Annotated in this window: 12 protein-coding genes and 1 pseudogene; 8 read left to right on the top strand and 5 right to left on the bottom strand. The window is 71.8% G+C overall.

Annotated features, from left to right (window positions below):
• Position 1 precedes the first annotated feature (1 nt).
• Positions 2-961: an acyl-CoA dehydrogenase family protein gene (locus tag ACFY6U_RS14990; protein ID WP_390038187.1), complete on the top strand. Its 960-nt coding sequence runs from the start codon at positions 2-4 to the stop codon at positions 959-961.
• An 83-nt stretch (positions 962-1,044) separates the two neighbouring features.
• Here the strand turns inward: ACFY6U_RS14990 and ACFY6U_RS14985 are convergent, their stop codons facing one another.
• From ACFY6U_RS14985 to ACFY6U_RS14965, 5 genes are all read right to left on the bottom strand, one after another.
• Positions 1,045-2,706 (bottom strand): cytochrome bc complex cytochrome b subunit, encoded by a 1,662-nt coding sequence (locus tag ACFY6U_RS14985; RefSeq protein ID WP_390038185.1) that lies wholly within the window; start codon positions 2,704-2,706, stop codon positions 1,045-1,047.
• Between the two features lie 76 nt (positions 2,707-2,782).
• A complete protein-coding gene (locus ACFY6U_RS14980) occupies positions 2,783-3,520 on the bottom strand; it encodes a vWA domain-containing protein (protein WP_390038183.1) in 738 nt (245 codons plus the stop codon).
• A 151-nt stretch (positions 3,521-3,671) separates the two neighbouring features.
• Entirely contained in the window at positions 3,672-5,132 is a 1,461-nt protein-coding gene (locus ACFY6U_RS14975; RefSeq protein WP_390038181.1) for a glutamate synthase subunit beta, read from the bottom strand.
• Entirely contained in the window at positions 5,125-9,663 is a 4,539-nt protein-coding gene (gene gltB / locus ACFY6U_RS14970) for a glutamate synthase large subunit (RefSeq protein WP_390038179.1), read from the bottom strand. Before gltB ends, ACFY6U_RS14975 begins: the two co-directional genes overlap by 8 nt.
• 431 nt (positions 9,664-10,094) lie before the next feature.
• Entirely contained in the window at positions 10,095-10,826 is a 732-nt protein-coding gene (locus ACFY6U_RS14965) for a VIT1/CCC1 transporter family protein (protein WP_351489454.1), read from the bottom strand.
• Between the two features lie 297 nt (positions 10,827-11,123).
• Between ACFY6U_RS14965 and ACFY6U_RS14960 the strand changes: the two are divergent.
• The 7 genes and pseudogenes from ACFY6U_RS14960 to ACFY6U_RS14930 form a co-directional block, all read left to right on the top strand.
• A pseudogene (locus tag ACFY6U_RS14960) lies at positions 11,124-12,111 on the top strand (ADP-ribosylglycohydrolase family protein); the annotation flags it as partial.
• A 538-nt stretch (positions 12,112-12,649) separates the two neighbouring features.
• Positions 12,650-13,768, top strand: a complete 1,119-nt coding sequence (locus ACFY6U_RS14955; RefSeq protein ID WP_390038177.1) for an ADP-ribosylglycohydrolase family protein — start codon at positions 12,650-12,652, stop codon at positions 13,766-13,768.
• 8 nt (positions 13,769-13,776) lie between these two features.
• Positions 13,777-14,952, top strand: a complete 1,176-nt coding sequence (locus tag ACFY6U_RS14950; protein ID WP_390038175.1) for an ADP-ribosylglycohydrolase family protein — start codon at positions 13,777-13,779, stop codon at positions 14,950-14,952.
• On the top strand, positions 14,940-16,511 hold the full coding sequence (locus ACFY6U_RS14945; protein ID WP_390038173.1) for an ADP-ribosylglycohydrolase family protein: 1,572 nt from the start codon (positions 14,940-14,942) through the stop codon (positions 16,509-16,511). The genes ACFY6U_RS14950 and ACFY6U_RS14945 overlap by 13 nt, the downstream gene beginning before the upstream one ends.
• A complete protein-coding gene (gene rbsK, locus ACFY6U_RS14940) occupies positions 16,508-17,401 on the top strand; it encodes a ribokinase (RefSeq protein WP_390038171.1) in 894 nt (297 codons plus the stop codon). Before ACFY6U_RS14945 ends, rbsK begins: the two co-directional genes overlap by 4 nt.
• Before the next feature lie 59 nt (positions 17,402-17,460).
• The gene (locus ACFY6U_RS14935) at positions 17,461-18,675 is read left to right on the top strand and encodes a CaiB/BaiF CoA transferase family protein (protein WP_390038654.1); all 1,215 of its coding nucleotides are present in this window, start codon (positions 17,461-17,463) and stop codon (positions 18,673-18,675) included.
• Positions 18,672-19,493: an HpcH/HpaI aldolase/citrate lyase family protein gene (locus ACFY6U_RS14930; protein WP_390038169.1), complete on the top strand. Its 822-nt coding sequence runs from the start codon at positions 18,672-18,674 to the stop codon at positions 19,491-19,493. Before ACFY6U_RS14935 ends, ACFY6U_RS14930 begins: the two co-directional genes overlap by 4 nt.
• Positions 19,494-19,496: the final 3 nt, after the last annotated feature.

Genomic DNA, 19,496 nt, shown 5'->3' with positions numbered 1-19,496 from the left:
CATGCGCTTCCTCCTCGACACCGCGCAGCGGGACTTCGCCGACGCCCTGCGGGCGTTGCTGACGGCTGCGGACACCCCGGCGGTGATACGCGACTGGAGCCGCGGCGAGCAGGCGAGCGGGCGGGCGTTGTGGGGCCGGATCGGCGCAGCGGGGGTGTTCGGGCTCGCGGTGCCGGAGGAGTACGGCGGAGTGGGTCGCCTGCCAATCGACCTCGCCGTGGCGTTCGTCGAGTTGGGGCGGCACGCGGTACCGGGGCCGCTGGCGGAGACGGTGGCAGCGGCGGTGCTGCTCGACGACGGGGAAGGCCTCGCCAAGCGGTTCCTGCCGGGGATCGCGTCGGGCGAGTCGGTGGTGACGGTGGCGTTCGAGCAGCACGGGTACGGGTCGGCGCTGGACGGGGACGCGGCCGATGTGCGGCTCGCAGCCACGCCGGAGGGGCTGCGGCTGTCCTCCGGTGCGGGCGCGGTGCGCCGGTCCCTGGATCCCGCCCGCCGGCTCACCCCGCTGTTTCCGGTCGGTGAGCTGCTCCGTGCGGAGCCGCCGTGGGCGGAGGCACTGACCTGGGCCCGGCTGGCCACGGCCGCGCAGGCGCTCGGGGTGGGGCTGGCCCTGCTCGACAGCACCGTGGCGTACGTCAAGCAGCGGACTCAGTTCGGCGTGCCCGTCGGGTCGTTCCAGGCGGTCAGGCATCGGCTGGCCGACGTGAGGACAGCGCTGGAGTTCGCGCGGCCGATGGTGTTCGGGGCTGCAGTGACGATGAGTCCGGCGGATGTGGCCGCGGCGAAGCTCAGCGCCTGCGCGGCGGCGTACGCCGGAGCGCGGGCCGCGCTCCAACTGCACGGGGCGATCGGCTATACGGCGGAGTACGACCTGTCGTTGTGGCTGACCAAGGCGCGGGCGCTGCGCGGTGCTTGGGGGGATCCGGAGGAGTGCGGAAGGGTGGTTCTCGATCGTCGTTAGCTGCGGGTGGTGGGTGGCTGGTCGCGCAGTTCCTCCCCCAGCGCCCCTAAGAGCAAAGGACGGGGCGCTCCAGCTCGCGGCGATCAGTGGTGATCCCCGCTCGTGAGCTCCCGGTACTCCTCCTTCGTCGGCTTCGGGATGTGGGTGTCCGGGCCGAACATGCCCTTGGCCAGGCTCGCCCGTACCCGCTGGGAGACGGTGACCTTGCGCCGTACCCCGTTCGCGTCCTCCAGCGGGCCGATCTCGTACGGCGGGTTCTGCTCGTGCTGGGTCAGGACGAACAGGCGGTCCTGGCTGAGGGGTTCGTGGACCTCGATGTACTCGCCGTGCGGAAGCATCTTGATGAGGCCGGTCTCCCTGCCGTGCAGGACCTTGTCGCGGTCCCGGCGTTGCAGGCCGAGGCAGATGCGTTTGGTGGTGACGAAGGCGAGGACGGGGACCACGAAGACGGAGATCCGGACGAACCAGGTGATCGAGTTGATGGAGAGATGGAGATGGGTGGCGACGACGTCGTTGCCACCGCCGATCAGGAGGACGAAGTAGAGGCTGAGCCAGGCCACGCCGAGGGCGGTGCGGACGGGGACGTTGCGCGGTCGGTCGAGGATGTGGTGCTCGCGTCTGTCGCCGGTGATCCACGCCTCGATGAACGGGTAGACGCCGATGGCCAGGAGGAAGAGCGGGAAGAGCGAGAAGGGGATGAAGACGCCCAGTTCCAGGGTGTGGCCCCAGGCGTTGATCTCCCAGCCGGGCATGACACGGATCAGGCCCTCGGAGAAGCCGAGGTACCAGTCGGGCTGGGCGCCCGTGGTCACCAGGTCGGGGCGGTAGGGGCCGAAGGCCCACACCGGGTTGATGGTGGCGATGCCGCCGATGAGCGCGAGGATGCCGAAGACGAGGAAGAAGAAGCCGCCGGCCTTGGCCATGTAGACCGGCAGGAAGGGCATGCCGACCACGCTCTTCTGGTCGCGTCCGGGCGCCGGGTACTGGGTGTGCTTGTGGTAGAAGACCAGGATCAGGTGGGCGACGACCAGGCCCAGCATGATCCCGGGCAGCAGGAGCACGTGGATCGGGAAGAACCGCGAGATGATGTCGTGGCCCGGGAACTCCCCGCCGAACAGGAACATCGAGATGTACGAGCCGACGATCGGGATCGACAGGATCGCGCCGTCGGCGAACCGGACGCCGGTGCCGGAGAGCAGGTCGTCGGGGAGCGAGTAGCCGGTCAGACCGGTCAGGATCGCGAGGAACAGCAGCGTCCAGCCGAACAGCCAGTTGATCTCGCGGGGCTTGCGGAAGGCGCCGGTGAAGAACACCCGCATCATGTGGACGACCATGCCGGCCACGAAGACCAGCGCCGCCCAGTGGTGGATCTGCCGGATCAGCAGGCCGCCGCGCACGTCGAAGCTGATGTGCAGCGTCGACTCGTACGCCTTGGTCATGATGATGCCGTTCAGCGGCTGGTAGGTGCCGTGGTAGACGACCTCGGCGCCACTGGGCTCGAAGAACAGGGTGAGGTAGATGCCCGTGAGGATCAGGATGAGGAAGCTGTAGAGGCAGACCTCGCCCAGCATGAAGGACCAGTGGTCCGGGAACACCTTGCGCATGTTCGCCTTGGCCAGGGCGTAGATCCCGAGCCGGCCGTCCGCCCAGTCCGCGAGTTTCTCACCCTTGCCGGGCGGCTCCGCCCGATTCGCGGAACTTCCCACCCGTGTCTGTCCGTTCACCGTTCGTGCGCCGTCGTCCATACGTCGCCCGCCTCCCCGCCGGATCACCCCTCAGGGTGGCACGCCGGAGCGCTACAGCCAACGGTGCGACGTAAACTCAGCCCGCCCCGACGCCCGCCCCGACGATGCCCGCCGACCGCGCCGCCGCCAGCCACTGCGGGAACTCGCCGACGAGACGGTCGTACAGCTCGCCGTCCGGTACCTTCCCCGGAGCCGGACCCGCGTGGAAGAAGCCCGCGTTGTCCACCACCCGCTTCCCCGGCACCGCCAGCTCGTCGAGCTTGCGCAGGAAGTCGAACTGTTTGCTGTGCGGGTCGCCGAAGCCGACGAACTGCCAGAACAGCGGCAGCCTGGCCGCCTTGCACAGGTAGCGTTCCGCGGCGAGCTTGTTGATCGGGCCGCCGTCGGTCTGGAAGACGACCAGGGCGGGCGCGGTGGACCCGCTGTCCAGGTAGTGGTCGATCACGGCGTCCATGGCCAGGTGGTAGCTGGTCTTGCCCATGTGCCCGAGCCCGGCCGCGATCTTCTCGATCCGGCCCGTGTGTTCGGCCAGCTTGATGTCGGTGACCGCGTCGATGTCCGTGGAGAAGAAGACGACGGGCACCCGGCCGTCGTCGTCCAGATGCGCGGAGAGCCCGAGGACGCGGTCGGCGAGCGCCTGCACGCTGCCGTCCGCGTAGTACGGCTTCATCGAGCCGGAGTAGTCGACGACCAGGTAGACGGCGGCGCGCAGTCCGTCGAGACCGTGTTGGGTGAGGGAGATCCCGGCCGACCTGTACGAGCCGACCAGCGCGGGCGCGGTCTGCTCCACCTTGCTGAGACTGATCGCGGCCATGTCCTGTTCCCCCTCGCCCTGGTTCAGGAGGCCGAGGTTACTTGATCACGGAAAGGCGGCGGCGCCTGCCCAGTCGTCCGGTCGGGGACTGTGGGGCAGGCGCCGTCAGTGTTCCGTACGCCGTTGTACGGGACGTCTGTTGGGGTGTGGGTCAGACCATCAGCGAGCGGTCTGTCGGGCGGATCGGGGCCGGGAGGTCGCTCGCGCCCGTGAGGAAGCGGTCGACGCCCTTGGCGGCCGAGCGGCCCTCGGCGATCGCCCAGACGATCAGGGACTGGCCGCGGCCGGCGTCACCGGCGACGAAGACACCGGGGACGTTGGTCTGGAAGTCGGCGTCGCGGGCGACGTTGCCGCGCTCGTCGAGCTCGAGACCGAACTGGTCCACGACACCGTTCACCCGGTCGGTGCCGGTGAAGCCCATGGCCAGGGTGACCAGCTGGGCCGGGATCTTCCGCTCGGTGCCCGGCTTCGGGGTCAGCTTGCCGTCGACGAACTCCACCTCGGTGAGGTGCAGCCACTGGACGTTGCCGTCCTCGTCGCCCTCGAAGTGGGTGGTGGAGACGGAGTAGACCCGCTCGCCGCCCTCCTCGTGCGCCGAGGTGACCTTGTAGAGCATCGGGAAGGTCGGCCACGGCTGGTGCGGCGCCCGGTCCTCGCCCGGCCGGGGCATGATCTCCAGCTGGGTGACGGAGGCCGCGCCCTGGCGGTGGGCGGTGCCCACACAGTCCGCGCCGGTGTCGCCGCCGCCGATCACGACCACGTGCTTGCCCTCGGCCGAGATGGGCGACACCACGTAGTCGCCCTCCTGGACCTTGTTGGCCAGCGGCAGGTACTCCATGGCCTGGTAGACGCCCTTGAGCTCGCGGCCGGGGACCGGCAGGTCACGGGCGGTCGTGGCACCGGCGGCGATGACGACCGCGTCGTACCGCTTCTTCAGGTCGGTCGCCTTGAGGTCGCGGCCGATCTCGATGCCGGTACGGAAGCGGGTGCCCTCCGCGCGCATCTGCTCGATACGGCGGTTGATGTGCCGCTTCTCCATCTTGAACTCGGGGATGCCGTAGCGGAGCAGGCCGCCGATGCGGTCGGCGCGCTCGTAGACGGCGACGGTGTGGCCGGCCCGGGTGAGCTGCTGGGCGGCGGCCAGGCCCGCGGGGCCCGAGCCGATGACGGCGACGGTCTTGCCGGACAGGCGCTCGGGGGCCTGCGGGGCGACGGTGCCCGCGTCCCACGCCTTGTCGATGATGGAGACCTCGACGTTCTTGATCGTCACGGCCGGCTGGTTGATGCCGAGCACGCACGCCGACTCGCACGGGGCCGGGCACAGGCGGCCCGTGAACTCCGGGAAGTTGTTCGTGGCGTGCAGGCGCTCGGAGGCGGCCGTCCAGTCCTCGCGGTAGGCGAAGTCGTTCCACTCGGGGATCAGGTTCCCGAGCGGACAGCCGTTGTGGCAGAACGGGATGCCGCAGTCCATGCACCGGCTGGCCTGCTTGCTGATGATCGGCAGCAGGGAGCCGGGGACGTAGACCTCGTTCCAGTCCCGGACACGGTCGGCGACGGGGCGGGTCTTGGCGACCTCACGGCCGTGGTTCAGGAAGCCCTTCGGGTCAGCCATTGATCGCCGCCTCCATCATCTTCTCGTGGGTCTCGGTCTCGGAGAGACCCGCTCGCTCGGCGGCGTCCTTGGCGGCGAGCACTGCCTTGTAAGTGCCAGGAATGATCTTGCTGAACCGCTGCACGGCCGCGTCCCAGTCGGCGAGCAGCTTCTCGGCGACCGTGGAGGCGGTCTCCTCGGCGTGCCGGCGCACCACGTCGTGCAGCCACTGCTTGTCGGCGTCGTCGAGGGCCTCGACGGCGTCGACGTTGCCCACGTTGACGTTGTCGACGTTCAGGTCGATGACGTACGCGACACCGCCCGACATGCCGGCCGCGAAGTTACGGCCCGTCTCACCGAGGACCACCGCGTGGCCGCCGGTCATGTACTCGCAGCCGTGGTCGCCCACGCCCTCCGAGACCACCAGCGCACCGGAGTTGCGGACGCAGAACCGCTCGCCGGTCCGGCCGCGCAGGAACAGCTCGCCGCCGGTCGCGCCGTACGCGATGGTGTTGCCCGCGATGGTGGAGTACTCGGCGAGGTGGTCGGCCGCCCGGTCCGGACGGACGATGACACGGCCGCCGGAGAGGCCCTTGCCGACGTAGTCGTTGGCGTCGCCCTCCAGGCGGAGCGTGACACCGCGCGGCAGGAAGGCGCCGAAGGACTGGCCGGCCGAGCCGGTGAAGGTGATGTCGATGGTGTCGTCGGGCAGGCCGGCGCCACCGAACTTCTTCGTCACCTCGTGGCCGAGCATGGTGCCGACCGTGCGGTTGATGTTGCGCACCTTGATCTGGGCGCGCACCGGCTGGGCGTCGGTGGCGCTGGAGGCGGCCAGGGCGTCGGAGGCGAGCTTGATCAGCTCGTTGTCCAGGGCCTTCTCCAGGCCGTGGTCCTGCGCGACGGTCTGGTGCAGGGCCGCGCCCTCGGGGAGCTCGGGCACGTAGAAGAGCGGGGCCAGGTCCAGGCCCTGCGCCTTCCAGTGGTCGACGGCACGGGTGACGTCGAGCGCCTCGGCGTGGCCGACGGCCTCCTCGATGGTGCGGAAGCCCAGCTCGGCGAGGATCTCGCGGACTTCCTCGGCGATGAACTTGAAGAAGTTCACCACGTACTCGGCCTTGCCGGAGAAGCGGTCGCGCAGCACCGGGTTCTGGGTGGCGACGCCGACCGGGCAGGTGTCGAGGTGGCAGACGCGCATCATGATGCAGCCGGAGACGACGAGCGGCGCGGTCGCGAAACCGAACTCCTCGGCGCCGAGCAGCGCGGCGATGACCACGTCGCGGCCGGTCTTCAGCTGGCCGTCGGTCTGCACGACGATGCGGTCGCGCAGGCCGTTGAGCAGCAGGGTCTGCTGGGTCTCGGCGAGGCCGAGCTCCCAGGGGCCGCCCGCGTGCTTCAGCGAGGTCAGCGGGGAGGCACCCGTACCGCCGTCGTGGCCGGAGATGAGCACGACGTCCGCGTGCGCCTTGGACACACCGGCCGCGACCGTGCCGACGCCGACCTCGGAGACCAGCTTGACGTGAATCCGCGCCTGCGGGTTCGCGTTCTTCAGGTCGTGGATCAGCTGGGCCAGGTCCTCGATGGAGTAGATGTCGTGGTGCGGCGGCGGGGAGATAAGGCCGACGCCCGGGGTGGAGTGCCGGGTCTTGGCGACCCACGGGTAGACCTTGTGGCCGGGCAGCTGGCCGCCCTCGCCGGGCTTGGCGCCCTGGGCCATCTTGATCTGGATGTCGTCCGCGTTGACCAGGTACTCGCTCGTCACGCCGAAGCGGCCGGAGGCGACCTGCTTGATGGCGGACCGGCGGGCCGGGTCGTAGAGGCGGTCCGGGTCCTCGCCGCCCTCACCGGTGTTGGACTTGCCGCCCAGCTGGTTCATGGCGATGGCGAGGGTCTCGTGCGCCTCGCGCGAGATGGAGCCGTACGACATGGCGCCGGTGGAGAACCGCTTGACGATCTCGGAGACCGGCTCGACCTCGTCGACGGAGATCGACGGACGGTCGGACTTGAAGCCGAACAGGCCACGGAGCGTCATGAGGCGCTCGGACTGCTCGTTCACGCGGTCCGTGTACTTCTTGAAGATGTCGTAGCGGTTCGCGCGCGTCGAGTGCTGGAGGCGGAAGACCGTCTCCGGGTCGAACAGGTGCGGCTCGCCCTCGCGGCGCCACTGGTACTCGCCGCCTATCTCCAGGGCGCGGTGGGCCGGCGCGATGCCGGAGGCCGGGTAGGCCTTGGCGTGGCGGGCCGCGACCTCCTTGGCGATGACGTCGATGCCGACGCCGCCGATCTTGGAGGCGGTGCCGTTGAAGTACTTGTCGACGAAGCCCTCTTCGAGACCGACGGCCTCGAAGACCTGGGCGCCGCGGTAGGAGGCGACCGTGGAGATGCCCATCTTGGACATGACCTTCAGGACGCCCTTGCCGAGGGCGTAGATCAGGTTGCGGATGGCCTGCTCGGCCTCCATGCCCGGCAGGAAGGTGCCCGCGCGGGTCAGGTCCTCGACGGACTCCATGGCCAGGTACGGGTTGACGGCGGCGGCGCCGAAGCCGATCAGCAGGGCGACGTGGTGGACCTCGCGGACGTCACCGGCCTCGACGAGCAGGCCCACGTGGGTGCGCTGCTTGGTGCGGATGAGGTGGTGGTGGACGGCCGCGGTGAGCAGCAGCGACGGGATCGGCGCGTGCTCGGCGTCCGAGTGCCGGTCCGACAGGACGATGAGGCGGGCGCCGTTCTCGATGGCCGCGTCGGCCTCGGCGCAGATCTCGTCGATGCGGGCGGCGAGCGAGTCGCCGCCGCCGGAGACCCGGTACAGGCCGGACAGGGTCGCGGCCTTGAAGCCGGGCATGTCGCCGTCGGCGTTGATGTGGATGAGCTTGGCCAGCTCGTCGTTGTCGATCACCGGGAAGGGCAGCACGACCGAGCGGCAGGACGCGGCGTTCGGCTCGAGCAGGTTGCCCGAGGGGCCGAGGGACGAGCGCAGCGAGGTGACGAGTTCCTCGCGGATGGCGTCCAGCGGCGGGTTGGTGACCTGGGCGAACAGCTGGGTGAAGTAGTCGAAGAGCAGCCGCGGGCGCTCGCTCAGCGCCGCGATCGGCGAGTCGGTGCCCATGGAGCCGATCGGCTCGGCGCCGGCCTTGGCCATCGGCGCGAGGATGACGCGCAGCTCTTCCTCGGTGTAGCCGAAGGTCTGCTGGCGGCGGGTGACCGAGGCGTGGGTGTGGACGATGTGCTCGCGCTCGGGCAGGTCGCTCAGCTCGATCTCGCCGGCCTCCAGCCACTCCGCGTACGGCTGCGCGGCGGCGAGGGTCGCCTTGATCTCGTCGTCCTCGATGATGCGGTGCTCGACGGTGTCGACGAGGAACATCTTGCCGGGCTGCAGCCGGCCCTTGCGGACCACCTTGGCGGGGTCGATGTCGAGGACGCCGACCTCGGAGCCGAGGACGACCAGGCCCTCGTCGGTCACCCAGTAGCGGCCGGGACGCAGACCGTTGCGGTCGAGAACGGCACCGACCTGGGAGCCGTCGGTGAAGGTGACACAGGCGGGGCCGTCCCAGGGCTCCATCATCGTGGCGTGGAAGCCGTAGAAGGCGCGGCGGGCCGGGTCCATGGAGTCGTGGTTCTCCCACGCCTCCGGGATCATCATCAGCACGGAGTGCGGCAGCGAGCGCCCGCCCAGGTGCAGGAGTTCGAGCACCTCGTCGAAGGTCGCCGAGTCGGAGGCGTCGGGCGTACAGATCGGGAAGACGCGGTCGAGCTTCTCCTGCGGGCCGAACAGGTCGGAGACCAGCTGCGACTCACGGGCCCGCATCCAGTTGCGGTTGCCCTTGACGGTGTTGATCTCACCGTTGTGGGCGACGAACCGGTACGGGTGCGCGAGCGGCCACGACGGGAAGGTGTTCGTGGAGAACCGGGAGTGCACGAGCGCGATCGCGGACGCGAAGCGGCGGTCGGACAGGTCCGGGAAGAAGGGCTCCAGCTGGCCGGTGGTCAGCATGCCCTTGTAGACGATGGTCCGCGCGGACAGCGACGGGAAGTAGACGCCCGCCTCGCGCTCGGCGCGCTTGCGCAGCACGAAAGCCTTGCGGTCCAGCGCGATGCCCTCGCTGGCGCCGTCGGCGACAAAGACCTGCCGGAAGACCGGCATGGTGGAGCGGGCCGTGGCACCGAGCAGCCCCGGGGCGACCGGAACCTCGCGCCAGCCGAGGACCGTGAGGCCCTCCTCCGCCGCGATCGTCTCGATCTGCGAGACGGCGTCCTGCGTGCCGTCCTCGGGCAGGAAGGCGATACCCACGGCGTACGAACCGGCCGCCGGCAGTTCGAATCCGGCCACCTCGCGGAAGAAGGCGTCGGGCACCTGGGAGAGGATGCCCGCGCCGTCGCCCGAGTCGGGCTCGGAGCCGGTCGCGCCGCGGTGCTCCAGGTTGCGCAGAACCGTGAGCGCCTGCTCGACCAGCGCATGGCTCGCCTCGCCGGTGAGGGTGGCCACGAAGCCGACGCCACAGGCGTCGCGCTCGTTGCGGGGGTCGTACATACCCTGCGCAGCAGGGCGAGCATCCATGAACGACCAGTTTCGGCCGTTCGTGGAGTGCTGGGACGGCTGGCGCGGCGTACGCATCGGCTCTCCCGTCGTCGTCAGTGGCGTATAGCAGGTGCCGAGGGACGACGCTGGCCCTCTGCGTTTTTGTTGCGAAATTTCACGCAGGTTACATGATGAAGCGGTTCTCGGGAACTGGATACACCGTTCCAACATGCGGACGCCGCAGGGGTTTACGGCGGGGTACCGCTCAGGGCGGTCAAGGTGGTGGGGGACCGATCCGGACAGATCCGTGTCCATCGGTCCGCGGGGCGGGGGCGAGCGTCGCACCACCCCCACGGGTGCATGGCAGGCGTCATTGCCTGCGGCGCTTACGGCTCATGCCCGGTGGTTAAGCATTCGAAACCAGCGAGTAACGGGTATTTATGCGGCCCAACGCATAGCTACCAGTTTCCCTATCCTACGGCCGTCCCGAACAGGGTGCCCAGGGCGTACGTCACACCGGCCGCCGCACCACCCAGGGCGAGCTGCCGCAGACCGCTGAACCACCAGCTCCGCGCGGTCACCTTGGCCACCACGGCACCACAGCCGAACAGCCCGGCGAGGGCCAGCAGCAGGGCGGGCCAGAGCGCGGTCGCACCGAGCAGGAACGGCAGTACGGGCAGCAGGGCGCCCAGCGCGAACGACCCGAAGGAGGAGACGGCGGCGACCAGCGGCGAGGGCAGGTCTCCGGGGTCGATGCCGAGCTCTTCCCTGGCGTGTATCTCCAGCGCCTGCTCGGGGTCGGCGGACAGCTGCCGGGCGACCTCCCGGGCCAGCGCCGGCTCGACGCCTCTCGCCTCGTACAGCGCGGCCAGCTCGGCCTCCTCGTCCTGCGGGTGCCTGCGCAGCTCCCTGCGCTCCACGTCCAGCTCGGCCTCGACGAGCTCGCGCTGCGAGGCGACGGAGGTGTACTCGCCGGCGGCCATCGAGAAGGCGCCGGCGGCCAGTCCCGCGAGCCCGGTGATCACGATGGTCTGGTGACCGACGGCACCGCCGGCCACACCGGTCATCAGGGCGAGGTTGGAGACGAGCCCGTCCATGGCACCGAAGACGGCGGGCCGCAGCCAGCCCCCGTTCACATCCCGGTGGGTGTGGTTGTCACGGTGGGCTTCGTGCAGAGTCGCCTGCGTCTCGATGACGGCCATGAGGGGTCCCCCAGAGGTCTCGCTGTGTGCCCCGAATAAGCTGAGGCAAAGCTAAGTTTGGACAAGTTCTATCTTTCGACAACGCTGACGTTACGCCCCGGCATTCCCTGCCGCCAGCAAGGAAAGGCTCGGCTAACCTGCGGCTTTACCTCTCTCCGCTCACACGTGCGAGGCTGTGCACAGATGTCGACCGGGTGATGTAGAGGGCCTTCAGGCTGCGGTCAACCGCCGTTGGTGGGACACATCCGCAAACGGTTCCGCGCCCCCGCGCGAAGCCCCTCCCGGAGAGGCCCGCCCATGTCATCGATCGTCTGCACCCCGCCGGCCCCCGCCCCCGACGAGCGCGCCCCGGAGCTGCACGACCGGGCGCGGGGCGCGCTCCTGGGCCTGGCCGTGGGCGACGCGCTCGGGGCGCCGGCGGAGAACATGAAGCCCTCCGAGATCCGCGCCCGCTGGGGCCGCATCACGGGATACGTGGCCGACCGTCCCGCCGGTACGGACGACACCGAGTACGCGATCTTCTCCGGCCTCCTCCTCGCCCGCCACGGCTCGGCACTCACCCCGGCCCATGTCGAGGCGGCCTGGCACGAGTGGATCGCCGACCGCGCCGAGGGCCCTTTCAAGGGCGCCGGCTTCAGCGAACGCGGCACCCTGGAGAACCTGCGCCGGGGCCTCGCCGCCCCCATCTCCGCCCAGCACCGGCACGCCTGGAGCGACGGCCTGGCCATGCGGGCGGCACCCTTCGGCGTCTTCGCGGCGGGCCGCCCCGCCGAGGCGGCCCGGCTGGTCGCCGTCGACGGCTCGGTGAGCCACGAGGGCGAGGGCATCTACGGGGGCCAGGCGGTGGCGGCCGGGGTCGCGGCGGCGATGGCGGGGGCCCCGCCGACGGCGGTGGTGGCGGCCGCGCTCGCCGTCGTACCCGACGACTCCTGGACGGCCCGCTCCCTGCGCCGCGCGGTGTCGGTCGCCCACCGCGGCGAACGGGCGGTCCGCTCCGCGGTGGTCATCGGCGGCTACCCGTGGACCGACCTGGCCCCGGAGGCCGTGGCCCTCGCCTTCGGCGCGTACGCGGCGGCGGACGGCGACTTCCGGGACGCGGTACTGACGGCCGTCAACATGGGCCGCGACGCGGACACCACGGCCGCGGTGGCCGGCGCCCTGGCCGGGGCGACGCGCGGGGCGACGGAGATCCCCCAGGAATGGAGGGCGGCGATCGGCCCGGCCCGGGGGAGCTGCCTGCCCTCCATGGCGGGACACCACGTCCTCGAGGTGGCCGACCTGCTGCTGGCAGCGGCGTCGGAACAGACCGGCCCACGACCCACGCCGCCGGCTTTTCTCCCGACCGAGCCACCCGCCCCCATCCCGACCGAGCCACACCCCACCACGTCAGCACTCCTGCCGACCGAGGCGCACCCCGCTACATCCGCCTGCCTGCCGACCGAGCCACACCCCGCCACATCAGTTCTCCTGCCAGCCAAGACGCCCCCCGAACCACCCCGCCCCATCCCGACCGAGCCACACCCCGCCACATCAGCCCTCCTGCCAGCCAAGACGCCCCCCGAACCACCCCGCCCCATCCCGACCGAGCCACACCCCACCACGTCAGCACTCCTGCCGACCGAGCCACACCTCGAACCACCCGGCCCCACCACGCCAGCCCTGCTGCCGGCCGAGCCAGACCCCCGACCACCCGCCCCCATCCCCACCGAGCCGCAACCCCCGGCACCCGCCTTTCTGCCGACCGAGTCGGGTGGTGGGTGGGCGAGGTCTCGGGGGTCCAGGGGGCGGAGCCCCCTGGGGGCCGGCTGTGGCGAGGGGCTTCGGTGAACCGGCGTCGTATCGAGGGGCTCCTCCTCGGGCTCGCCGCAGGGGACGCCGCCGGCTGGCCTTCCGCGCGGCACCGCGCATCCCGGATGCCGGAATGGACCCGCCGCCTCACCCGCGAACTCGACACCTTCGCCGAGCAGAACGCGACCACCACCCTCCCCGTCCCCATCGCCCTCAACCAGCCGCCCGAGCCCCTCCGCCTCGGCCCCTCCGACGACGCCGAGTGGGCGGCCTTCGCCGCGGAAGCCGTCCTGCGCGCCGGAGACGACACCCTCCTCGGCGACCTCAGCCGTGAGCTCCGCACCCGCGCCGCCATCGACCTCACCTGGACCGCCGTCGCCTCCGAGGTCGCCGCCGCGGCCGAACGCGCCCCGGAGATCGAGTCGGCCGTACTCCCCCTGCGCGCCCGCATCTCCGTCCGCGCCGGCCTCGGCAACCTCGCCACCGGCCTGCGCCCGCCCGCCACCGGCCACGACAACCCGCACTACTTCGACGACGCCGCCTGCGTCCGCGCCTGCGCCCTCGCCGTCGCCCACCCCGGCGACCCCCAACGCGCCGCCGACCTCGCCGAGTTCGACGCCCGCTACACCCAGGACGGCGACGGAGTGCACGGCGCCCGCGCCATGGCCGCCGCCATCGCCCTCGCCCTCGCCGGCGCCGAGGTCGAGACCTGCGCGGCCGCGGCCCTCGCCGAACTCCCCGAGGCCACCGAGATCGGCCGCAACGCCCGGCACGCCCTCACCCTCGCCGGCACCGCGGACTCCGCGTTCGCCCTGATCCCCCTCCTCGAACACCAAATCGTCGACCACGTCTACAGCTACGGCATCGCCGCCGCCGAAACCGTCCCGGTCGCCCTCGCCCTCGCCACGGCCTCCCGAGGCCGGATCGCCGAGGCCGTACCCGCCGCCGCGTGTCTGTCGAGGGTCGCCGACTCGGCCCCCGCCCTGGCCGGCGCCCTCACCGGCGCCCTCGGCGGCGGCGACGGGATCCCCCCGTCCTGGCGAGACGCCTGCCGCATCCTCTCCGGCTGCGCCCTCCCCCGCCTCACCGGCACGGACCTCGTGGAACTCGCCGAACTCCTGGAAGCCACGCAACCGGCCCGTCCAGGTGGATGATTCGGTGCATGACGCCCAAAGGAGAAGAAAGCACCGGAGCTTCGCTCGACGACCGGATCACCGGAGCACTGGTCGGGGCCGCCGTCGGCGACGCCCTCGGCGGGCCGGTCGAGGGCTACTCCCCCGACCAGATCCTCGAACGCCACGGCGGCCGCGTCCACGGCGTCGTCGGCCCCTGGAACGGCGACGCCTGGCGCACCGCCCGCCCCATCGCGCCGTACCACAAGGGCGACGGGCACGTCACCGACGACACCTTGATGACCCATGCGCTGGTACGGGTGTACGACCGGGTCCGCGACCACCTCGACGCGTACGCCGTCGCCGACCACCTGGTCCCCGACCTGATGACCAACCCGCGCTGGATCCCGGAGCTGGAGGCGGAGACCATCCCCCTCCACCGGATCTTCCTCGCCGAGAAGTGGCTGGCGGCCCGCCTCCATTACGGCCATGTCGACCCCCGCGAGGCCGGCGTCGGCAACATCGTCAACTGCGGTGCGGCGATGTACATGGCCCCGGTCGGCCTGGTCAACGCGGCGAACCCGCGGGCCGCGTACGCCGAGGCCCTGGACGTCGCGGGCGCCCACCAGTCGTCGTACGGCAGGGAGGCGGCGGGCGTCTTCGCGGCGGCGGTGGCGGCGGCGACGGCGTCCGGCGCGACACCGGACTCCGTGGTCGGCACCTGCCTGTCCCTGGCGAAGGACGGCACCCGCGAGGCGATCGAGAAGGTCTGTGAAGCGGCGGCGCACCACACCGACTTCGAGTCGGCGCTCGTCCCGCTCCGCGACGCGATCGCCCCCTACGACACGGTGGGCCCCGACTACCGGTCCCCCTCCCTCGGTGCCCGCCGCCCCTCCCGCCTGCACGCCATCGAGGAACTCCCGGTCGCCCTGGGCATGTTGCTGGTTGCGGACGGCGACTACCGGCACGCCGTCCTCGGTTCCGTCAACTACGGCCGGGACTGCGACTCCATCGCGACGATGGCGGGCGCGATCGCCGGGGCGCTGGGCTCGCCGGTCCCTGAGGACTGGTCGAAGCGGGTGGCCGAGGCCAGCCGCCTCGACCTCTGGGAACCGCCCCGTTCGCTGGCCGCCGTGACCCGTGAGATCTTCACCCGCGACAAGGAACGCCGCCGCGCGCACGAGGAGTCCTTCGGCCACCTCGGAGGCCCGAGTTGCTCCGGCTGACCTGGGTCCAGCCGGAGGACCTGCTCGGCCACGAGCTGCGCCAGGCCCGGCAGGACGGGCGGGAACCGTCGGCCGTCGAGGCGAGGTGGCGGGCGGCGGGGGGCGCGGACGCGCCGCCGCGAGCGGGCGCGTCTCCGGACCGGGCGTCGCGCTATCTCCGCCAGCTCGCGGAGGACCTCCTCGACGAACTCGCGGACCTGCCGAGCAGGTTGAACGAGCCGACGGACCTGGAAGCGATCAAGGCGCTGTGTCCGCAGTGGCCGACTGCGCCACGGGGAGGGCGGTGCGGACCGTCGTGCGACTGCGGGTGCGATGCGGCTGATCGCGCAGTTCCCCGCGCCCCTGACGGGGCGCTGCCCAGCCGCGTCTCGCATCCAGCCGCGGGCAGTCGTGCCGCTGGGGCGATGGGGGTCCCCCCGCGCGAGCGAAGCCGAGCGTGGGGGAGGGTGGGCGCGGGCGGCACCCGGCAAGCGCCGGTAAGCGTCCCCACCCCCCGGCCCCCACACCCCCGCACCTACCACGCCGCCTGGCTCGGCAGAGCCGTCGGCTGCCTCCTCGGCAAACCCGTCGAGAAGCTGCCCCTGCACGCCGTCCGCGAACTCGCCCGCGCCACCGGCAACTGGCCCCTGAACCACTACTTCACGGCCCACGGCGTCCCCGCCGAACTCCTCTCCGCCCACCCCTGGAACCGCCGCTCGGCCCCCACCTCCCTCGCCGAGAACATCGACGGCATGCCCGAGGACGACGACCTCAACTACCCCCTCCTCAACCTCCTCCTGCTCCAACGCCACACCAGGGACTTCACCACCGCCGACGTGGCCGCCCTCTGGCTCGACGAACTCCCCGCCGGCCGTACCTTCACCGCCGAACGCGTCGCCTACCGCAACCTCCTCTCCGGCATCGAACCCCCGCACACCGCCCGCCACCGCAACCCCTTCCGCGAATGGATCGGCGCCCTCATCCGCGCCGACGTGCACGGCTGGACCAACCCCGGCGCCCCGGCCGCCGCAGCCGAACAGGCCCACCGGGACGCCACCCTCACCCACACGGCCAACGGCGTCTACGCGGCCATGTTCACGGCAGCCGTCATCGCCACCGCCGCCACCGGAACCCACGACGTGCACGCCTGTCTGCGCGCCGGCCGTTCCGTCGTCCCGCCCCGTTCCCGTCTCGCCACCGCGATCGACCACGGGATCCGGCTCGCGGAGACCCACGCGGACTTCGAGACGGTCGTGGACGAACTCCACCACGCCCACTCCCCCACCCACCACTGGGTGCACGCCGTCCCCAACACCGCACTGATCGCCGCCGCCCTCACCCACGCCGACGGCGACTTCACCGGCTCCGTCTGCCGCGCGGTGAGCGGCGGTTGGGACACCGACTCGAACGGCGCGACCGCCGGCTCCGTCGCCGGGCTGCTCGCGGGGGACCCCGACGCGCTCCCCGACCGCTGGACCACCCCGCTCAAGAACCGCCTCGCCACCTCCGTCGCCGGCTTCGACGGCACCGGCTTCGACACCCTCGCCCACCTCACTCACCTGGAGGCGACCCGCTCATGACCCACATCGCCGTACTCGGCAGCATGAACATGGACCTCGTCGCGTACGCCGAGAAGGCCCCACAGCTCGGCGAGACCGTGACAGGACGGGCGTTCCGTACGATCCCCGGCGGCAAGGGCGCCAACCAGGCGATCGCCGCCGCCCGCGCCGGTGCCACCGTCTCGATGATCGGCGCGGTCGGCCACGACGCCTACGGCACCCGGATGCGCGAGACCCTCGAACACTCCGGCGTGGACACCGACTCGCTGCGCACGATCGAGTGCGCGTCCGGCACCGCGCACATCGTCGTGGACGACGAGGGCGGCAACGCGATCGTCGTGGTCCCCGGCGCCAACGGCACCGTCGACCATCTCTCCCCCGGCGACGAGGGCGTCATCGCCTCCGCCGACATGCTCCTGCTCCAGCTGGAGATCCCCCTCGCGGCCGTCGTGGCCGGCGCACAGGCCGCCCGCCGTCACGGCATCCGGACCGTCCTCACCCCGTCCCCGGCCCGCCCGCTCCCGTCCGAGCTCCTCGACAACATCGACCTGCTGGTGGCGAACGAGCGGGAGGCGGCCACCCTCACCGACCGGGCCGACCCGCGCGACGCGGCGGCCGCGCTCCTCGACCAGGTGCCGCAGGTCGTCGTCACCCTCGGCGCGGCCGGCAGCCTCTACCTCACCCGCGACGCCGCCCCCCTCGTCATCCCCGCGCCCCGGGTGACCGCGGTCGACTCGACAGGCGCGGGCGACACCTTCGTCGGCGCCCTCGCGGTGGCCCTGGCCGAGGAGAAACCGATCCGCGAGGCCCTGTCCTGGGCGGCGGCCGCGGCGGCGATCTCCGTCCAGCGGGAAGGGGCGACGGAGTCGATGCCGTACCGCCCGGAGATCGAAACCCAGTACACCGCATGAGTGCGACCCCCAGGGCGCCCAAGACGCCCAAGACGCCCCCGGCACCCACAGGTCAGGCGATGCACCCCCAGTCCCCGCCCACGCCCCCGTCCGCACCCCTCACCGGTCTGCGCGTCCTCGATCTGGCCACGCTCTTCGCCGGTCCCCTCGCCGCCACCCTGCTCGGTGACTTCGGCGCCGAGGTCGTCAAGGTCGAGCACCCCGCCAAGCCCGACCCCTCCCGGGGCCACGGCCCGGCCAAGCAGGGCGTGGGCCTGTGGTGGAAGCTGCTCGGCCGCAACAAACGCACCCTCACCCTCGACCTGTCCAAGCCCGGCGGCCGTGCCACGCTCCTCCGGCTGGCCGCCACCGCCGATGTGATCATCGAGAACTTCCGCCCGGGCACCCTGGAGAAGTGGGACCTCGGCTGGGAGGAGCTGTCCGCCGCCAACCCGCGCCTGGTGCTGACCCGGGTCACCGCCTTCGGCCAGTTCGGCCCCTATGCCCACCGCCCCGGCTTCGGCACCCTCGCCGAGGCGATGAGCGGCTTCGCGGCGATCACCGGCGAACCGGACGCCCCGCCGACGCTGCCTCCGTTCGGCCTCGCCGACTCCATCGCGGCGCTGGCCACCGCGTACGCCGTGATGACCGCGCTCGCGGCCCGGGACCGCACCGGCGAGGGCCAGGTCGTCGACATGGCGATCATCGAGCCGATCCTGGCCGTCCTCGGCCCCCAGCCCACCTGGTACGACCAGCTCGGCTACGTCCAGGCACGCACCGGCAACCGGTCCGCCAACAACGCCCCGCGCAACACCTACCGCACGGCGGACGGCAGCTGGGTCGCCGTCTCCACCTCGGCCCAGTCGATCGCCGAACGCGTGATGTGGCTGGTCGGACGGCCGGAGCTGATCGACGAGCCGTGGTTCGCGACCGGGGCCGGCCGGGCCGCGCACGCCGACGTCCTCGACGCGGCCGTCGGCGGCTGGGTCGCCACCCGCTCCCGCGCCGAGGTGCTGGCCGAGTTCGAGAAGGCGGAGGCGGCCGTGGCGCCGATCCAGGACGTACGGGACGTCATGGAGGACCCCCAGTACCAGGCGCTGAACACGATCACGACCGTCCCCGACCCCGACCTGGGCCCCCTGCGCATGCAGAACGTCCTGTTCCGGCTCTCGGCCACCCCGGGCGCGATCCGCTGGACCGGCCGCCCGCACGGCGCCGACACGGAGGAGGTCCTGGCCGAGCTGGGCCTGACCCCGGCCCAGGTACGGGCCCTGCGCGCGGAGGGCGCCGTATGACCACGGTGCCGTTCCCCCTGACCTGGCTGTACGTCCCCGGCGACCGGCCGCATGTCGTCGCCAAGGCGCTGGCCTCCGGAACCGACGTGGTGGTGATCGACCTGGAGGACGCGGTCGCCCCCGACCGCAAGGACTACGCCCGTGAGGCCACCGCCGACCTCCTCGCCCACCCCCAGCCGGTCCCGGTCCACGTCCGGATCAACGCCCTGGACACCCCCTGGGCACGGACCGACATCCACGCCCTCCGCTCCCTCCCGGGCCTCGCCGGCCTCCGCCTCCCGAAGGTCACGAGCCCCGAGGACATCCGCCACCTCGCGGCCCGCACCGCCGCCCTCCCCCTCTACGCCCTGCTCGAATCGGCCCTCGGCATCGAACACGCCTACGCCATCGCCGCCGCCCACCCCGCCCTGCGGGGCATCTCCCTGGGCGAGGCGGACCTACGGGCCGACCTGGGGGTACGGGACGACATCGGCCTCGACTGGTCCCGTTCCCGGATCGTGGTCGCCGCGCGGGCGGCGGGCCTCGCCCCACCGCCCCAGTCGGTCCACCCCGACACCCGCGACCTCAACGGCCTCGCCGCCTCCTGCGCCCACGGCCGCGCCCTGGGCTTCCTGGGCCGCGCCGCGATCCACCCCCGGCAGCTCCCGATCATCGAACGGGCCTACCTCCCCACCGAGGCCGAACTCGAACAGGCGGAAACGGTCATCAAGGCAGCCACCACGGAACAGGGCGCACAGGCCCTCCCCGACGGCAGCTTCATCGACGCGGCGGTGGTGGCAGCAGCCCGCAGAACCCTCTCCCTGCTGAACCGCCGCTGACCT

The sequence above is a fragment of the Streptomyces sp. NPDC013157 genome (genome assembly GCF_042899865.1).
GTDB lineage: Bacteria > Actinomycetota > Actinomycetes > Streptomycetales > Streptomycetaceae > Streptomyces.
The sequence above is the reverse complement of the archived record's forward strand: the minus strand, read 5'-3'. Positions and strand labels throughout refer to the sequence as shown.

What these genes read in the sequence shown, in the direction of transcription:
- ACFY6U_RS14990 (WP_390038187.1), top strand. Translation starts at nt 2, where the DNA reads ATGCGCTTCCTCCTCGACACCGCGCAGCGGGACTTCGCCGACGCCCTG.
- ACFY6U_RS14985 (WP_390038185.1), bottom strand. Translation starts at nt 2,706, where the DNA reads ATGGACGACGGCGCACGAACGGTGAACGGACAGACACGGGTGGGAAGT.
- ACFY6U_RS14980 (WP_390038183.1), bottom strand. Translation starts at nt 3,520, where the DNA reads ATGGCCGCGATCAGTCTCAGCAAGGTGGAGCAGACCGCGCCCGCGCTG.
- ACFY6U_RS14975 (WP_390038181.1), bottom strand. Translation starts at nt 5,132, where the DNA reads ATGGCTGACCCGAAGGGCTTCCTGAACCACGGCCGTGAGGTCGCCAAG.
- gltB (WP_390038179.1), bottom strand. Translation starts at nt 9,663, where the DNA reads ATGGATGCTCGCCCTGCTGCGCAGGGTATGTACGACCCCCGCAACGAG.
- ACFY6U_RS14965 (WP_351489454.1), bottom strand. Translation starts at nt 10,826, where the DNA reads ATGGCCGTCATCGAGACGCAGGCGACTCTGCACGAAGCCCACCGTGAC.
- ACFY6U_RS14950 (WP_390038175.1), top strand. Translation starts at nt 13,777, where the DNA reads ATGACGCCCAAAGGAGAAGAAAGCACCGGAGCTTCGCTCGACGACCGG.
- rbsK (WP_390038171.1), top strand. Translation starts at nt 16,508, where the DNA reads ATGACCCACATCGCCGTACTCGGCAGCATGAACATGGACCTCGTCGCG.
- ACFY6U_RS14935 (WP_390038654.1), top strand. Translation starts at nt 17,461, where the DNA reads ATGCACCCCCAGTCCCCGCCCACGCCCCCGTCCGCACCCCTCACCGGT.
- ACFY6U_RS14930 (WP_390038169.1), top strand. Translation starts at nt 18,672, where the DNA reads ATGACCACGGTGCCGTTCCCCCTGACCTGGCTGTACGTCCCCGGCGAC.